This is a genomic window from Vibrio sp. A37 (assembly GCF_059777565.1).
Genome location: NZ_JBLNLI010000003.1, coordinates 155,982 through 172,631, shown reverse-complemented (window position 1 = coordinate 172,631; position 16,650 = coordinate 155,982). Strand labels below are relative to the sequence as shown.

Genomic DNA, 16,650 nt, shown 5'->3' with positions numbered 1-16,650 from the left:
ATAAAGTTTTGCAAAATAGATAAAAACCAACGACGTTCACGGATGTAGGCCATAAAACCCTATTGTTCCTTGGTTGTTATTGATTTTGCAAAACACGATAATATCGCCATCGGAATTTTAGCGCTGATCAATTATGACCGAATATCTCTTGTTGATGGTAGGCACGGTCCTCGTCAACAACTTTGTACTAGTTAAGTTTTTAGGGCTCTGTCCTTTTATGGGTGTTTCCAAAAAATTGGAAACGGCTATAGGTATGGGGCTTGCAACGACCTTTGTTATTACCCTTGCTTCTGTATGCTCCTATCTCGTTGAGACGTACATCCTTGACCCTTTAGGCATCGATTACTTGCGAACAATGAGCTTCATTTTAGTCATCGCAGTAGTAGTGCAATTCACAGAAATGGTCGTACACAAAACCAGTCCGACTCTTTATCGCTTGCTCGGCATCTTTCTGCCCCTCATTACTACCAACTGTGCGGTGTTAGGGGTTGCGCTACTAAACATTAATGAAAACCATAATTTTATCCAATCTATTGTTTATGGATTTAGTGCAGCTTTAGGTTTCTCACTCGTACTCATTTTGTTTGCTTCTATGCGCGAGCGAATTGCTGCCGCAGATGTACCTGCTCCTTTCAAAGGCGCTTCTATTGCTATGATCACTGCCGGACTAATGTCGCTAGCCTTTATGGGCTTCACTGGATTGGTGAAGGTATAATGAGTTCGATTTTATTTGCCGTGATCGCATTGGCTGTTCTCGCAGCCGTTTTCGGCGCTGTTTTAGGATTTGCTTCCATTCGATTCAAAGTCGACTCCGACCCAATCGTGGAGCAAATTGATGAAATTTTGCCACAAACCCAATGTGGTCAATGTGGCTACCCCGGCTGCCGCCCATACGCTGAAGCGATAGCGAATGGCGACAAAATTAACAAGTGTCCTCCGGGTGGACAAGCGACCATTGAAAAACTGGCTAACTTAATGGGCGTAGAAGCAGAAGAATCTGCTCACGACTTGTCAGACGCATCCAAGAAAGTGGCATTCATCCATGAAGATATGTGCATCGGCTGTACGAAATGCATTCAAGCCTGCCCCGTAGATGCCATTGTGGGAGGAACCAAGGCAGTACACACCGTCATCAAAGACGAGTGCACCGGCTGCGACTTATGTGTTTCCCCATGCCCAACTGACTGTATTGAAATGATCCCTGTTGAATCAACAACCGAAAACTGGAAATGGCAACTTAATACGATCCCTGTCGTCAATTTATCCGACTCTCCAGAAGAAAATCAGCGAGTGAGTGAAGGATGAATATGTCACTAATTGAACAAATCAAATCTGGCGCATTATGGGACTTTCCCGGTGGTATCCATCCTCCAGAGAACAAACAGCAGTCTGTTCAGATACCTTTGGTTGAAGCCTCGATTCCTTCTGAAATCATATTACCCATTAAACAACATATCGGTACTGCAGGTAACCTAACAGTGGGTGTTGGAGACAAGGTCTTGAAAGGACAAGCCCTCACCCACTACAACACCAGCTTTATGTTGCCTGTTCATGCGCCCACATCAGGAACTGTGGTTGCGATTGAACCCCGAACGGTTGCTCACCCTTCAGGTCTAAAAGAAACCTGCATTGTGATTAATCCAGACAATGAAGATACGTGGACAGAGCTTACACCTTGCGTTGATTTCAAAAACGAGTCTCCTGACGAACTCATTGAGCGTATTCGTGAAGCTGGAATTTCAGGCTTAGGTGGTGCAGGCTTTCCAACAGCGAAGAAAATCCAATCTGGGTTGGCGAGAACCGATATATTGATTGTCAACGCTGCAGAATGCGAACCTTACATCACGGCCGATGACGTCTTGATGCGGCACTACGCGAACGAGATCATTCAAGGTATTGAAATTGTGGAACATATTCTCAAGCCTAAATTAACCATTATAGGTATTGAAGATAACAAACCAGAGGCTATCGAAGCCCTTGAAGCCGCCAGCAAGGACAAAAATCTCGTTATTCGGGTTATCCCGACTAAATATCCTTCCGGTGGTGAAAAACAGCTCATCAAAGTACTGACTAATAAAGAAGTACCCAGTGGAAGAATACCTGCTGATATCGGTATGTTGGTGCAAAATGTTGGCTCGCTCTACGCCATCAAGCGAGCAGTATGCGATGGCGAGCCTCTGATCGAACGCGTAGTCACGCTAACTGGTAACACATTTAAAGCACCGAGGAATGTTTGGGCTAGAATTGGAACTCCAGTCCAAGCTCTGTTAGACGAATTTGAATACAAAGCCGATAAAAAGCTGCCAAGACTCATTTTGGGCGGTCCTATGATGGGCTTTACCTTACCTCATTCGAACGTACCCATAACCAAAACAACCAATTGCATATTAGCCCCGACACGAAAAGAGATTTCATCCAATCGACATGAAATGGCCTGTATCCGTTGTAGCCAGTGCTCCGATGCTTGCCCTGCCTCACTACTCCCTCAGCAGCTTCAATGGCATGCGAAAGCAGCGGAATACGACAAGTGTGAGGAGCTAAATCTAAAAGATTGTATCGAGTGTGGAGCTTGCGCTTATGTATGCCCAAGTGAGATCCCACTTGTTCAATACTATAGGCAAGCCAAAGCTGAAATTCGCACACGCAAGCTTGAAGCAGAAGCTTCTGAACGAGCAAGGCAGCGTTTTGAAGAGAAGAAAGCGCGTTTAGAAAGAGAAAAAGCCGCGCGCGAAAATCGATTCAAAAAAGCAGCGGAGAAGCGTCGCAAAGAGATGAAGCAGTCTTCGGGAGAAGATGCCATTGCCGCTGCCATTGCGCGTGTAAATTCCAAAAAAACGACAAGCGATGAGCCTAAGTCTGCTGTCGCTGCAGCAATCGCTAGAGCGAAAGCAAAACAAGCAGCCGCCGCAAACGCAGGGAATGCCGAGCCAGACAACTCTGAAATGTCTAAACTACGAGAAGAACGTAAGCGGCAAGCAAGAGAAAGAAAAGCTGAAAAATCCAACCAGGAGACAAAATCTAGTGATTCTAGGAAAGATGCCGTCGCTGCTGCAATAGCTCGTGCTAAAGCAAAAAAAGCAGCCACTACCTCAGAATCAGAAGCTACACCAAATAGCGAAATAGATGCTAAGAAAGCGGCCATTGCTGCAGCTATCGCTAGAGCCAAAGCGAAAAAGCAAACAGATACTTCCACAAACGATTCCAAGCCTAAGCCTGAAAAAGCGGATAACTCTGATAAAGAGGACAAGAAAGCCGCTGTTGCAGCAGCGATTGCTCGAGCAAAAGCTAAGAAACAAGCCAGCTCTGCGAATAAGGTGGTAGCTCAAGACCCACCCAGTGAGCAAAGCGTAGGAAAAGACGCCAAGAAAGCTGCGGTAGCCGCTGCAATTGCTAGAGCCAAGGCAAAAAAACAAGCAGCTGTGAATCAAAGCTCTTCTCATGAACTTGATAGCAAACAAGACATTGAAGTAGACCCTAAGAAAGCGGCTGTTGCGGCAGCAATCGCCCGAGCGAAAGCCAAGAAAGCAGCGCAAACCAAATCCGCAGACAAAGATAATAACTTCGAGGAGAAAGAGTAATGGCCTTCTTTATCGCCAGCTCCCCACACGCACACAACAAACGTAGCACCCCCGATGTTATGAAATGGGTCGCGATTTGCGCCCTACCCGGTTTAGCTGCTCAAACATATTTCTTTGGTTGGGGTAGCATCATTCAACTCATTTTTGCAATTTTAGTCGCGATAGCGCTTGAAGCCGGAGTGATGATACTCCGTAAACGCCCACCTCTTTCAGCCATACGAGACAACAGTGCTCTTGTCACTGCATGGCTACTCGCAGTCTCGATACCACCATTATCTCCATGGTGGATTATTGTCATTGGTCTTGTCTTCGCTATTGTAATTGCTAAGCATTTATATGGTGGGATTGGGCAGAATTTGTTTAACCCAGCAATGGTCGCTTATGTTGTTCTGTTGATTTCTTTCCCAGTGCAAATGACAAGTTGGGTTGCTCCCCATCAACTGACACAAGATCCGATTTCATTTTCTGATTCGTTGTCACTTATTTTCACTAACTTTAATCTCGATGGCATGTCCTTGCAGCAGGTGCGTGCTGGAATTGATGGCGTAACCATGGCGACCCCGTTAGATGCATTTAAAACAGCATTGCACAACGGCAATACGGTTTATGAAGCATTAAAGCAGCCACAGTTTGATGGCTTAGCTGGCATCGGATGGGAATGGGTAAACATCGCTTATTTACTAGGTGGCCTGATCATGATTCGGCAAAAAATCATTAGCTGGCATATTCCGGTAAGCTTTTTGGCTGGTCTGTTCGTTACGTCTGCCGTGTTTATGCTTCTTGCTCCCGGAGAAACTGCTTCTCCAATGATCCACTTGTTGTCGGGTGCAACCATGTTGGGTGCGTTTTTTATTGCAACCGATCCAGTATCAGCTTCTACCACTGTTAAGGGCAAACTCATATACGGCTGTTTTATTGGCTTCATGGTATTTATAATTCGTAGCTTCGGTGGCTTCCCAGATGGCGTCGCCTTCTCAGTTCTTCTCGCCAATATGTGTGTACCTATGATTGACTACTACACCAAACCTCGCACTTACGGGCATTAAGGGTCACTATGTTAAACGCAATTCGTAAAAATGGGCTAGTGCTAGCGATATTTGCCATTGTTTCAACTGGAGTCGTCGCCTTAACGCACTATCTAACTCAAAATCAGATTCAGCAACAAGAACAAGAGCAGCTGATGTCGATACTCAATCAGGTCTTGCCAGCCGACCTGCATGACAATACTTTGTATAAGTCTTGTACTCTTGTAACGAATCCTGCGCTTGGTACTAAAGCCGCCATGCCAGCTTACATAGGAACATTGAAAGGCAAACCGAGTGCTATCGCGATCGAGTCAATCGCACCTGATGGATATAGTGGCGCCATTAAAATCATCGTAGGTATCAAGCAAGATGGGACTATCATTGGCGTTCGTGTTCTCTCACAACATGAAACACCAGGATTAGGCGATAAAATTGAACTGCGATTCTCAGATTGGATTTTAGAGTTCACTGGCAAGAAGGTCACCAAACAAAACTTACCAACTTGGAAAGTCAAAAAAGATGGTGGCCAGTTTGACCAGTTTACTGGTGCTACTATTACTCCTAGAGCCGTCGTTAAGGCGATTAAGAATACGGTTCTATTTGTCGACCAACATCGACAAGAAATTCTTTCTCAGCCACTCAACTGTGGGATGAAATAATGAACGATCACAAAACATTAATGAAAAATGGGTTGTGGAATAACAACCCTGCCCTAGTTCAAATCCTAGGGCTATGCCCACTCCTTGCTGTTTCAACCTCTGTCATTAATGGCCTCGGCCTTGGCATCGCCACTATGCTCGTATTAGTAGGCTCAAATATCACAGTGTCACTCGTTCGTGACTATGTACCCAACGAAATACGCATTCCGGTATTTGTCATGATCATTGCAGCGCTAGTAACCTGCGTCCAACTGCTAATGAATGCATACGCTTACGGTTTGTATTTGTCCCTTGGTATCTTTATCCCACTGATAGTCACTAACTGTATTATCATCGGACGAGCAGAAGCATTCGCGTCAAAAAACAAGGTTCTTCCGTCAGTTCAAGATGGTTTTTGGATGGGTATGGGGATGACCAGTGTATTGGTCGTTTTAGGCGGAATGCGCGAATTGCTTGGCAGCGGCACTTTATTTGGAGGTGCAAGCCTGTTGCTGGGCCAATGGGCTTCATCGTTAAAAATTGTCGTTTTCCATCCAGACAACAGTTTCCTTTTAGCCTTGTTACCACCAGGCGCTTTTATCGGCCTAGGCTTTTTGATTGCGCTCAAAAGTGTCATCGATAAAAAAATGCAACAACGTCAGCCAAAAGTTGAAAAACCAAAGATTGAACGTGTTAGAGTCACTAACCAATAAAATAACACTGGAAAGCTCCTTGAATGAATAACACCAAAAGAGTGGAAATCCTAGAAAGACTTAGGGAAGCTAACCCACACCCTCAAACAGAGCTCAACTGGTCAAGCCCATTTGAACTCTTGATTGCCGTTTTACTCTCAGCTCAAGCAACCGACGTCAGTGTCAACAAAGCAACAGATAAGCTCTATCCTGTTGCCAATACTCCCAAAGCAATCTTCGACTTAGGAGTTGACGGCGTAAAGGAGTACATTAAGACCATAGGCTTATTTAACTCAAAAGCCGAAAACGTCATCAAAACCTGCAAAATTTTACTGGATAAACACAACGGCGAAGTCCCGGAAGATCGTGAAGCGTTAGAAGCCCTCCCCGGTGTAGGCAGGAAAACCGCCAATGTCGTTCTAAACACAGCCTTTGGTTGGCCAACTATCGCAGTGGACACTCACATCTATCGCGTATCCAATCGAACCAAGTTTGCGATGGGAAAAAATGTTGATCAAGTTGAACAAAAGTTGTTGAAAGTTGTACCTAAAGAATTCAAAGTGGACGTTCATCACTGGTTGATACTTCATGGACGTTATACATGCGTTGCCAGAAAGCCGAGGTGCGGTAGCTGCATTATAGAAGATCTATGTGAGTTCAAAGAGAAAACAGAATAGCTTGTCCAAGCATTAAGGACTGAGGAGTAATTTATGTCAAACGGTCGCATTCTACATACCATGTTACGTGTTGGTGATCTTGATAGATCCATCAAGTTTTACACAGAAGTAATGGGCATGAGCTTATTAAGAAAAAACGAAAATACCGAATATGAATATACTCTGGCCTTTTTAGGCTATGGCGATGAATCAGAAGGTGCTGTGATAGAGTTAACCTATAACTGGGGCACAACAGAGTATGATTTAGGCACCGCTTTCGGTCATATTGCTATAGGTGTTGATAACATTTACTCAACTTGTGATGCGATCAAACAAGTTGGTGGGAACGTCACTCGTGAACCAGGACCAGTAAAAGGTGGCTCAACAGAAATCGCTTTTGTTAAAGACCCTGATGGCTACATGATCGAGCTCATTCAAAATAAAAACGCTAGCCAAGGGCTAAACGGCTAACTTGTTCAAGATAGAAAGCTCAAGGATTTTGAGATTCTTGAGCTTTTCCTACTTTATCTTCTCTCAGCTAAGAAACGTTTAACGCATAATCTCGTACTTATTTAGAGTAGCCTCGTCTAAAGGTGGAGGGGAAATACTCCACGGTGTTAATTTTTCTTCTAGATACCCTTTTCGTGCGAATACCCGTAATGCTGCTTGATTAAACTTTCGCACGGTATCTTCATCAGTATACTTTTTTGCAAACACAACAAAATACAAGACTTCTTTAAACTGCCATGCATAGCGAAACTTCTTGGCACCTACTTCTTTCGCAATACTGAACCCTGCCGCTTTATTGCTAAAATAAGCGTCGAGACGATTTAACTCCAACATTCTAATTAACTTACCTTGTATGTCTTCAGTTTCATATATCTCAATAGGAGTTAGCTTATCAGCAACCATATCGTCTCGTATTTTATGCAAAGTGTAAGACATATTCGATTTTGGTCCAGAGACGCCCACCGTATAACCTTGAAAGTCTTTTGAACTCTCTATTTGTTTATTGTTTGATGCTGGCACAAAAAAACCATATTCCGTGAGCATAAAAGGTACAGAGTAATACAAATAGCTTGCTCTTTTTTCATTCCATCCATACGCAAAGCCAGCATCAACCTTCCCGTTGCTCACCATGTGCTTTAGGCGCTTGTTAGGTAACAAACTAAATTCGCAAGGCTCATTCATCTCTTGACAAACATCTTGAATCATCTTTAAAAATGGTCCACTGACCTTCCCTTTTGAATCTTTTTGAACAAATGGTAAAAACTCAGCTCCAGAGATAGTCAACGCATAGGTAGGGCTTGAGCTAATAAAAAACATTGAAATTATTAGTATTTTTAATCCATTAATAAACATAAGCATTCATTTGCAATAAAGTGTTTATATTAATACTAGATATCATTGGTAAAGTTTCCATACTAAAATTGGATGGCATACTATAAAGCCTTCAATCAACACTGAGTTATCCTTATTTTATATAATGTTAGCTAGGTAATGAAAAATTGAGCCGAAACTTTGCCGGCGTGGTGTCGGTGAAAAGTTTAAACTGGCGATGAAAAAAAGACATATTAAGGTAGCCACAACGAAAAGCGATTTGCTCAACTGTCATATCACTCGAGATAAGTAGGCTACATGCTTGGCTAATACGAAACTCGTTGAGGAAATGAGTAAAGGTTTTATTAAAGTTCCTTTTAAAGTATTTACTAAAAGAGACTGGCATCATATTCGTTAGTTCAGCCATGTCAGACGCACATATCTTATTCGCGTAGTTTTCGTTTACAAAGGAAAGTATCGTTTCAATTTTTTTGTCGACAATACAGCTTGGATCAACCGGAACCTGTTGGCCCAGTTCCTCAATGTCTTGCCACATACTCAACTCATGAAGCAAATCGACAAATCCAAGCATGCGTTTGGTCGGGCTTAAATTCATTAACATCGACAGCTTACCGCCTAGTTCTTCACAACCAATAAATGAAATGCCAGATGTACAACGCTCCAACATATGTTTTATCGAAGTAAATTCTGATCTCTCCAGCCAATTGTCCCCCAATAAATCGCAATCCCATTGCGCATAAACGGATTTTACCTGCCCACCTCTCCAATCATCACTTTTCCAGCAATGAGATACTTGAGGAGAAACCAACACTAACTCATTTGCGATAAAATGACGAACAGAGTTACCTGTATATGCCGTTCCAGCACCTTCCAATATAAAAGTAAGCTCCCACTGCGGATGAAAGTGCCACGGAAAGGCAAAGTTACTATTTTCATATTGGTTAAAGAAAAGAGTCTGCTGCTTAGTGCTTGGCACGTGCTCCAATACTGGCTTCATAGGAACGCTCTCAAAACTTGATCAAGTTCTTATTTACCAAAATTATGCCATCGTATACAAGCATATAGGAAAAATAGTACACACCATATCTAATTGAGCATCTACAGCAACACCTAACACAACTTTACTCTTGGAATCCTAATATTTCTAAACCGTATTTGGAGAACTAGGATGACCTATGATGTTTTGGTCTCTGGCCTAAATGTAGTCGACCTTCTGGTCACCATGCCAGCAAACTACCAACCCGGGCACAAGTATTTAGTTGACAATATCGTCATCCAAGGTGGCGCTCCAGCTGGGAACGGTGCATGTGGAATGGCAGCTTTGGGCCTAAGAACAGCGTTTCTTGGCTTTATAGGCAACAATGCACATAGTGATGTTGCAAAAAGTGAGCTTAAACGCTGCAATGTCGATACTCACTTGATGCTAGAAGACCCTGAGGCAATCCCCGCCACTGCTCTCGTCGAGGTGGACGCTGATTCCGGCGAGCGCACCGTCTTCTACACCACTAATGGATACCGTGCTCTATCACCAGACGATATTCAACCAGAATGGATAAACCAGACCAAGCTTGTTTATGTTGATGGATATGACGTGGATGGAAATACACGTTTATTAGAACTGGCAAAAGAGAAAAGCATTCCGTCGGTCGTAGATATGGAAATGGGGGATCCCAACAAGCTTATGCGAATGCTAGAGCTTGCTAGTCATGTCATTCTACCATTAGAAGCCGCACGGTGCCTTTCCCAGCAATTTGATCCCGAAAAATGCTTGCTCACTCTAGCACAAGAAACTCAGGCACAGCTTGTCGTTACTGACGGCGAAAATGGTAGCTGGGCCTTAGATGGTGAGCAGATAATCCACCAACCATGCTTTGAAGTTTCTGTCGTCGATACCACAGGATGCGGGGACGCTTATCATGCTGGCTATGCCTACGCATTGCTGCAAGGTTCATCGCTCAATGAACGCATGGAATTTGCCTCGGCCTTCGCTGCAATCGTGGCCACTTACTTTGGTGGACGAACCTCATTCCCAACTCCAGAACAAGTTCAAACCTTCATTTCCAACTATCAATAACGGTACCTACTTATGAATCTTAACTTTCAACAACGAGTAGGCTTATTGGAACAGCCAATGAGCGAACTCATTCACCCTAAATCCAAACGCTGTAATGTACCTGTTGGCTTTATCGGCATTGGCTTTGAGCTTCATTTTGACTGGGAAAAAGCCAAGCAATCCTATTCTCAAGCAGTGTCAGATGTAGAAAACGTATTTTCTGAGCACAACTCTATGCTAGCTGAAAAGGAGCCGATTCAAACCAAAGAGCAAATTTTAGCATTGCTAGAACAATATTACGCACAAGGAATGAAAGCGTTAATTGTTTATCAAGCCTCCTATATTCAAGGTGATCTAGCGCTTGCCCTGGCTAAGTGGTTATCTGATCACGATATACCTGTTCTTAGTTGGTCACACACGGAAGTGACTGGTGGAAGCTTAACGGCAAACCGTCTATGTGGACAAAACTTTCTACTGAATAACCTCTCTTCAATGGAAGTGAAATACTCATGGATTTTTGAAGAACCTGGCAACTCAGAGCTCGCAGATTCTTTAGGCCGATTCATTCGCAGCGCTTCCGCTAAAGCACGTTTAAAGCATGCAAAAATCCTTATGGTGGGCGGTATGCGCGTACCCGGTTTTTATGATTGTGAGCTGAATGAAATGTCCATCGCAAAACACTTTGGCTTAGCGGTCGACAGAATCGATATGCACACGATTTGGAGCTATGGAGAAAAACATTTCTCAGATGACGTGCTGGCTCCCCTTGTAGACAAAATGCTTTCTTCACCCATGGTTGCAGAGAACTTTGTAAAGCAAGAAGAGCTAACAAAATCAGTCCGATTAGCTCTTGCCATTTCTGATTACGCGAACAAAGAAGGTTATGCAGGAGTCGCTCTAAAGAACTGGCCAGAGTTATTTGAAAACTATGGAATTTCTGGCGATGGTGCAGGTGCACTCGTTCAAGACCTAGGTATTCCTGTAGCCGATGAATCCGACATGGGCGCATTGCTCACTATGGTGGTATTTAGCGAGCTAACTTTAAGCAAAGGGCTGCCAACACTTATGGACTTTTCGTTTGTGAATCATAGCGAGAATAAAATCGGTATGTGGCACTGTGGTGGCACCTCGACCAAGCTAATGCGCGAAGAGACAAAACTAGAAATTCGTAACCACAGTATCCTCGATAATTACGATCCGGACACCTCCTACGGAATGTTATTTGAGTTCTTGCAAGAACTCGGCCCAGTAACTATCGCTAAATATCAATACCCTCACGCTTCAACTCTCTTCGCCTTTGAAGGCGACCTTGTCGAATCCCCAATGCGTTATCGAGGTTGCTATGGAGAAATAGCTCCAAAAGAGATCAGTTCTAAATCTGTTGCCAGTTCAATTATGAACCATGGCATGGATCACCACTGGATAGTCGCTCGTGGTCACTTGATTGAAGACTTAAGAGAATTCAATTACTGGACCGGCATTGAAGAACTGGAAGTTTGCGACTCTAAAACCACAGGTCGTGGGCTAGCCAAGAAACTTAGTTATTAATCAGTTATATACAGGAATTCATTATGTGTAACAACTTAGCATCTTTGCTAAACACTTATCGAGAAAAAAAACGTTGTCTAGCTGGTTTCAATATCAACGACATCTATGATTTGCATGCAGTCGTTCTCGCTGCAAATGAGATGAACCTGCCGTTTATGGCAATGACTTACCCGCCTGTTGCCGAATTAAATGGCACTTTACTTTGCCGCAAGATGGTCGAGGGTTTTCAGCGGCAAGCGAAACAGAAAATCTTTCTTCACTTAGATCACAGTACATCCGTAGATTTGTGTAAACAAGCCATTGATGATGGTTACGACTCAGTTATGATTGATGGTTCTCATGAAGATCTAAAAACCAATATCCAAATGACTCGCGAAGTCGTTGACTATGCAAGAAGCGCAGGAGTCACCGTCGAAGCTGAAATCGGCAAAATTATGGGTCGAGATGTCGTTGTAAAAAGCGAGAATGACTACCTAGCTTCAGTCGCGGATGTGGTCGCTTTATGTGAAGAAGCAGGGCCCGATATCGTTGCTGTAGGAATCGGAACCGCTCATGGGTTTACACCTACAACTCCACAGATCCACTTTGAACGCTTACAACAAATTGCACAGGCGGTACCAAACCCGCTGGTACTTCATGGTGGTACAGGCATTCCGGATGAAGACATTCAAAAAGCGATTACGATGGGCATAGCCAAAATTAATATTGGCACCATTGTTCATACGACTTATATGAAAGAGCTGTACAGTGAAATTGGTAAAGACATCAACTCAGCTTACCCTCCGTACGCAATGAAAAACGTCATCCCAAAAATCCAACAGGTGGTTTTGGATCGACTTAAAGCAGTGAACTCATAACCGAACCAATTAGAACTCCTCTACCTACTTTATCAACTGGTCTGAAGTCGACACCTTCAGGCTAGTTGAATATAAATATAAAAGAGACCCTACAATGGCAAGCATAATAACTGAAACACCTGTTCACGATACTACTCCTTTCCCTCATGATAATGGAGAGATTAATAAACATACTTTTATAGCCTGCATCATTGCTGCGTTAGCTGGACTACTATTTGGTCTGGACATTGGTGTGATCGCCGGAGCACTCCCATTTGTCGCCCAAGAATTTGGCCTCACGACAAGCGCTCAGGAGTGGGTCGTTAGCTCAATGATGTTCGGCGCTGCTGTCGGAGCTATGGGCTCAGGCTTTTTATCTAGAAAGTTTGGTCGAAAGTATAGCCTTATCGTTGCTTCAGTTTTATTTTCTGTGGGCTCGCTTGGCTGTGCATTTGCTCTCAACACTGAAGTTCTAATTGTATTCCGAGTTTTATTGGGACTAGCCGTAGGTGTTGCCTCCTTTACAGCACCACTATATCTTTCAGAAATTGCTCCACAGAGGTTGCGAGGAAGCTTAATTTCAACCTATCAGCTGATGATAGCTATCGGAATCGTTGTCGCGTTTGTCTCCGACACAGCATTTAGTTATTACGGTCAATGGCGTTGGATGCTTGGGGTGATAACTATTCCAGCACTTCTCCTATTTATCGGCGTAATGATGCTTCCTCGCAGTCCACGTTGGTTAGCGCTAAAAGGTGATCATGTTGAAGCTAAGCGTGTTTTAGAACTATTAAGGGGAAATAGTGAAGCAGCAAAAGCAGAGCTTGACTCAATACGTCACAGCCTAAAGATAAAGCAAAGCGGTTGGAGGCTATTTATTTCCAATTCAAACTGCCGACGCGCTGTCTATCTTGGAATAGCTTTGCAAGTCATGCAGCAGTTTACCGGCATGAATGTGATTATGTATTATGCGCCAAAAATCTTCAAAATCGCTGGTTTTGCAACAACTGAACAGCAGATGTGGGGAACAGTCATTGTTGGCTTAACCAACGTTTTTGCGACCTTCATCGCCATTGGACTCGTCGATAAATGGGGACGAAAGCCCATTCTGAAGCTCGGCTTTTTTGTGATGGCTGCAAGTATGGCTATTTTAGGTTGGCTACTTCACCTTGGCGTTGCAACTCATTTTGAACAATATTTAGCTGCGTTTGTTTTACTCGTCTTTTGTTGTGGATTCTCAATGAGTGCCGGACCTTTGATCTGGGTTGTTTGCTCTGAGATTCAGCCATTAAAAATGAGAGATTTTGGTATCACTGTCAGCACTACCACCAACTGGATTGCGAATATGATAGTCGGCGTGACTTTCCTAACCTTTTTACAAACTCTTGGAAACGCGCAAACGTTCTGGCTATACGCTGCACTCAATTTAATATTTATTTTTATAACAATAGCCATTATTCCAGAAACAAAAGGAATAAGTTTAGAGAAAATTGAGCAGAACTTAATGAATGGAGTTCGGTTGGCGAAAATAGGAAGAAGTTAAACAATTTAGACTCACTTGCCTGAGTTGCTAAAATGACTCGGGCAAACATATCAAATAATTATAGTTAATTAATAATATCCAACATTTATGTTCCCCAATCCTTGGGGATAGAGTTAATAATAGATATAAAAATAATCTAAAACCAATATCTAAAAAACATTCACATTATGATTATTTAAGGCAATTCCACCTGTTGAAACAGTATTACTATTGTTTACTATCTCTCCTGTGTTTTTCCTCATACTAATTTGGCTATTCTGTTTGTTGACAGTAAAATCTGAATTGTCAAACCCTACTTTTCTTGTTCTAACGTAAACATCATCAGCTGAAATATCACTTTTTCTTACATTTGCCTCATTGTTATCAATACTAAATATTGAACTATTTAAATCACTATCGATTACACTGAAGCTTTCATCAATAATATCTATACTTTGCCCTCCTACTACATTAACTTGGTCTTGCCCAATATCTTGCTTTTTTTCAAATAGCTTGACTGTCTCACCTGTGCACTTAAACTCTTTTCTAGTCAGGCCAACTTTACGATTACACAGCGCGATGTAGTAGCTTGGATAATACTTATGAGTAGGCCCCAAGCAGAACTCTGCCCACTGCACGCCAACTGTTTCTATCTTAGTGTTAGTATAAGTAACCCACTCTGCGGACTTCATATTAAAGCCTTCAGTGCCTATTTCAATGTTAGAGCAAACATCATTCTGAGCTTTATCACTCATAGAAATAACAAACCTTCAATAATTAAAACTTAAGATTAATTATATCTTTTATAGCATGACACTTTTATTAAACCTGCTTAATCCAAAATTATCAGGGTTATTATTACAATGAGTCAATCACTAATTAATTCATTCCAAACTCAAATAAATAACATAGCTATTAATAAAAAAGTAATTATTATCTGTAATAAGTAATGCCTACCTTATATTCCAAGAATATTCTGCCTAATATTAAAAATTAAACCTGCGTTCGACCCAAAGAAATCACTACGCGGCGGTTTTGGTCTTTTCCTATAGGAGATGCGTTATCTGCTATAGGGCGACGCTTTCCATAAGCATGAACTTGAATTCGATCCTCAGATAAACCTAACGACTTAAAATAATTGCGTAGGACTTCTGCTCTTCTCTCTGAGAGATCTTGGCTAACTGACTTGCTGTCTGCAGAGTCAGTGTATGTAGAAACCAACACTAAATCGATATCTTTGTTGTAACGAACGTATTCGGCAATTTGTGACAACCTTTTTTGTGAAGCTTTATTAAGCTGCACACTGGTTCGATCATAGTGAAGAATGGTGAATGAGATATCTTCGAAGCTGTATGGCAAAAGCTTGCTAATACATTGGCTAAAAGCGTCAAATTGCCTTTGAAATAAGACAGAAGATAAAGAGACTTCCACCCTCTGATTTCGACTTTCCCACCCCAAGTAACTAAAAGTAGGATAACGCCCTTTCTCCAGTTCACTCAATATTCCCCATGCAGTTTGCCCTCCGACATAGCCATCAAACTGTTTGAAAAATTTTAAGTTAGTTATACGCTCTGCACTATCTCCCGGGCGCCAAGCGGGTGGCATAGAGATTAAGCTGACATCACGCGTTGCCCCCATAGGCAATCGCATTTTGAGCTCAAAATCGAGGTTAATTTTCTTGCTTGCATGAGATGTAAATAGAGCATCCCCATAATGAGGAATAGGATGGACTAAACGACACTCCAAAGGAGTATTGATCGCCATTTCCCATTTAGATTGAGTTGGTGAAGCAACATAACGCTTACTCGAAGCTAGCGTAGAAAAGCTAGGTAAAGTCAGTAAGGCGCTTAAACCAATTGCAGTCCATTTATCCATATACAAGGTTTCTCTTAATCAAAGCATAGAGTAGGAAGCAAATTGCCGCCTAACGTCTCTCTACACGGATATTTGCAAAAAGCACGCCATCTTTGATGACTTAATTTAGCGACTGGAGCAGCCAAGAAATGCTTCACTGCTACCCCAATAATTATAGGTGCTGGTTTTGCTCCTTGTCATAATCTGCAATAATGACGCCATATCGAATAAACTAGGTAAAACATGTCTTCAAATAATGACGCTCTAACACTTAGAGGGCGCTTTCGTGGTTATTTTCCTGTCGTTATTGACGTAGAAACTGCTGGCTTCAATGCGAAAACAGATGCTCTTCTGGAAATTTGTGCCATCACCTTAAAAATGGATGAGAATGGCGATCTTCATCCTGCGACCACATCCCATTTCCACGTGTCACCTTTTGAAGGTGCGAATATTGAGCAAGCAGCACTTGAGTTCAATGGAATCCGCGATCCATTCAGCCCTTTAAGAGGGGCTGTCACTGAATCCGAAGCGTTAAAAGAAATTTATAAAATTGTGCGTAAAGAACAGAAAGAAGCCGATTGCAATCGAGCAATAATCGTTGCTCACAATGCAACGTTTGACCACAGTTTTGTTTCTGAAGCCAATGAGAGGTGCAAACTAAAACGAGTACCTTTTCACCCTTTTGCCACCTTTGATACCGCTGCACTAAGTGGGCTTGCATTCGGTCAAACGGTTCTAGCAAAAGCGTGTCAAACTGCAGGTATCGATTTTGATAACAAAGAAGCACATTCCGCTTTATACGATACCCAAAAAACTGCACAACTTTTTTGCCAAATAGTAAATAAATGGAAAGCTCTAGGCGGTTGGCCGCTAAGCGACAATACCGACTAAACATCCAATCAATTAG

The 16,650-nt window shown here is 42.6% G+C and carries 17 protein-coding genes; 13 read left to right on the top strand and 4 right to left on the bottom strand.

All coding sequences use genetic code 11. The features are described 5' to 3' along the window. Positions 1-133: 133 nt before the first annotated feature. The 8 genes from rsxA to gloA are packed head-to-tail and all read left to right on the top strand — an operon-like array spanning position 134 to position 7,060. Positions 134-715, top strand: coding sequence for an electron transport complex subunit RsxA (gene rsxA / locus ACM2FC_RS06845; RefSeq protein WP_498480143.1), 582 nt, complete (start codon positions 134-136; stop codon positions 713-715). Then, positions 715-1,305 carry an electron transport complex subunit RsxB gene (gene rsxB, locus ACM2FC_RS06840; protein ID WP_498480142.1) on the top strand — a complete coding sequence of 197 codons (591 nt, stop codon included), beginning with the start codon at positions 715-717 and terminating at the stop codon, positions 1,303-1,305. Before rsxA ends, rsxB begins: the two co-directional genes overlap by 1 nt. Before the next feature lie 2 nt (positions 1,306-1,307). Next, on the top strand, positions 1,308-3,578 hold the full coding sequence (rsxC, locus tag ACM2FC_RS06835; protein ID WP_498480141.1) for an electron transport complex subunit RsxC: 2,271 nt from the start codon (positions 1,308-1,310) through the stop codon (positions 3,576-3,578). Next, positions 3,578-4,624, top strand: a complete 1,047-nt coding sequence (rsxD, locus tag ACM2FC_RS06830; protein WP_498480140.1) for an electron transport complex subunit RsxD — start codon at positions 3,578-3,580, stop codon at positions 4,622-4,624. The genes rsxC and rsxD overlap by 1 nt, the downstream gene beginning before the upstream one ends. 8 nt (positions 4,625-4,632) lie before the next feature. Then, entirely contained in the window at positions 4,633-5,262 is a 630-nt protein-coding gene (gene rsxG, locus ACM2FC_RS06825) for an electron transport complex subunit RsxG (protein ID WP_498480139.1), read from the top strand. Further along, the gene (locus tag ACM2FC_RS06820; RefSeq protein WP_498480138.1) at positions 5,262-5,954 is read left to right on the top strand and encodes an electron transport complex subunit E; all 693 of its coding nucleotides are present in this window, start codon (positions 5,262-5,264) and stop codon (positions 5,952-5,954) included. The genes rsxG and ACM2FC_RS06820 overlap by 1 nt, the downstream gene beginning before the upstream one ends. A gap of 23 nt (positions 5,955-5,977) precedes the next feature. Beyond that, the gene (gene nth, locus ACM2FC_RS06815; RefSeq protein ID WP_498480137.1) at positions 5,978-6,610 is read left to right on the top strand and encodes an endonuclease III; all 633 of its coding nucleotides are present in this window, start codon (positions 5,978-5,980) and stop codon (positions 6,608-6,610) included. A gap of 33 nt (positions 6,611-6,643) precedes the next feature. Continuing rightward, entirely contained in the window at positions 6,644-7,060 is a 417-nt protein-coding gene (gene gloA / locus ACM2FC_RS06810; protein WP_498480136.1) for a lactoylglutathione lyase, read from the top strand. 78 nt (positions 7,061-7,138) lie between these two features. Here gloA and ACM2FC_RS06805 read toward each other — a convergent pair whose 3' ends face one another. Next, complete coding sequence (locus tag ACM2FC_RS06805) at positions 7,139-7,915, bottom strand: substrate-binding periplasmic protein (protein WP_498480135.1); 777 nt, start codon at positions 7,913-7,915, stop codon at positions 7,139-7,141. Positions 7,916-8,078: 163 nt separating this feature from the next. Beyond that, a complete protein-coding gene (locus ACM2FC_RS06800; RefSeq protein WP_498480134.1) occupies positions 8,079-8,927 on the bottom strand; it encodes a helix-turn-helix domain-containing protein in 849 nt (282 codons plus the stop codon). 171 nt (positions 8,928-9,098) lie between these two features. On the opposite strand from ACM2FC_RS06800, the gene ACM2FC_RS06795 reads away from it, so the two are divergent. From ACM2FC_RS06795 to ACM2FC_RS06780, 4 genes are all read left to right on the top strand, one after another. Further along, the gene (locus ACM2FC_RS06795) at positions 9,099-10,004 is read left to right on the top strand and encodes a carbohydrate kinase family protein (RefSeq protein WP_498480133.1); all 906 of its coding nucleotides are present in this window, start codon (positions 9,099-9,101) and stop codon (positions 10,002-10,004) included. Between the two features lie 12 nt (positions 10,005-10,016). After that, complete coding sequence (locus tag ACM2FC_RS06790; RefSeq protein ID WP_498480132.1) at positions 10,017-11,531, top strand: L-fucose/L-arabinose isomerase family protein; 1,515 nt, start codon at positions 10,017-10,019, stop codon at positions 11,529-11,531. A gap of 23 nt (positions 11,532-11,554) precedes the next feature. Beyond that, positions 11,555-12,388, top strand: a complete 834-nt coding sequence (locus tag ACM2FC_RS06785) for a class II fructose-bisphosphate aldolase (RefSeq protein ID WP_498480131.1) — start codon at positions 11,555-11,557, stop codon at positions 12,386-12,388. Between the two features lie 94 nt (positions 12,389-12,482). After that, positions 12,483-13,910: a sugar porter family MFS transporter gene (locus ACM2FC_RS06780; RefSeq protein ID WP_498480130.1), complete on the top strand. Its 1,428-nt coding sequence runs from the start codon at positions 12,483-12,485 to the stop codon at positions 13,908-13,910. A gap of 149 nt (positions 13,911-14,059) precedes the next feature. Here the strand turns inward: ACM2FC_RS06780 and ACM2FC_RS06775 are convergent, their stop codons facing one another. Both ACM2FC_RS06775 and motY read right to left on the bottom strand, forming a co-directional pair. After that, positions 14,060-14,644 (bottom strand): hypothetical protein, encoded by a 585-nt coding sequence (locus tag ACM2FC_RS06775; protein ID WP_498480129.1) that lies wholly within the window; start codon positions 14,642-14,644, stop codon positions 14,060-14,062. 238 nt (positions 14,645-14,882) lie between these two features. After that, positions 14,883-15,764 carry a flagellar protein MotY gene (motY, locus tag ACM2FC_RS06770; RefSeq protein ID WP_498480128.1) on the bottom strand — a complete coding sequence of 294 codons (882 nt, stop codon included), beginning with the start codon at positions 15,762-15,764 and terminating at the stop codon, positions 14,883-14,885. Positions 15,765-15,986: 222 nt separating this feature from the next. Here motY and rnt point away from each other — a divergent pair, with 222 nt between their 5' ends. Then, positions 15,987-16,634 carry a ribonuclease T gene (rnt, locus tag ACM2FC_RS06765; RefSeq protein WP_498480127.1) on the top strand — a complete coding sequence of 216 codons (648 nt, stop codon included), beginning with the start codon at positions 15,987-15,989 and terminating at the stop codon, positions 16,632-16,634. Positions 16,635-16,650: the final 16 nt, after the last annotated feature.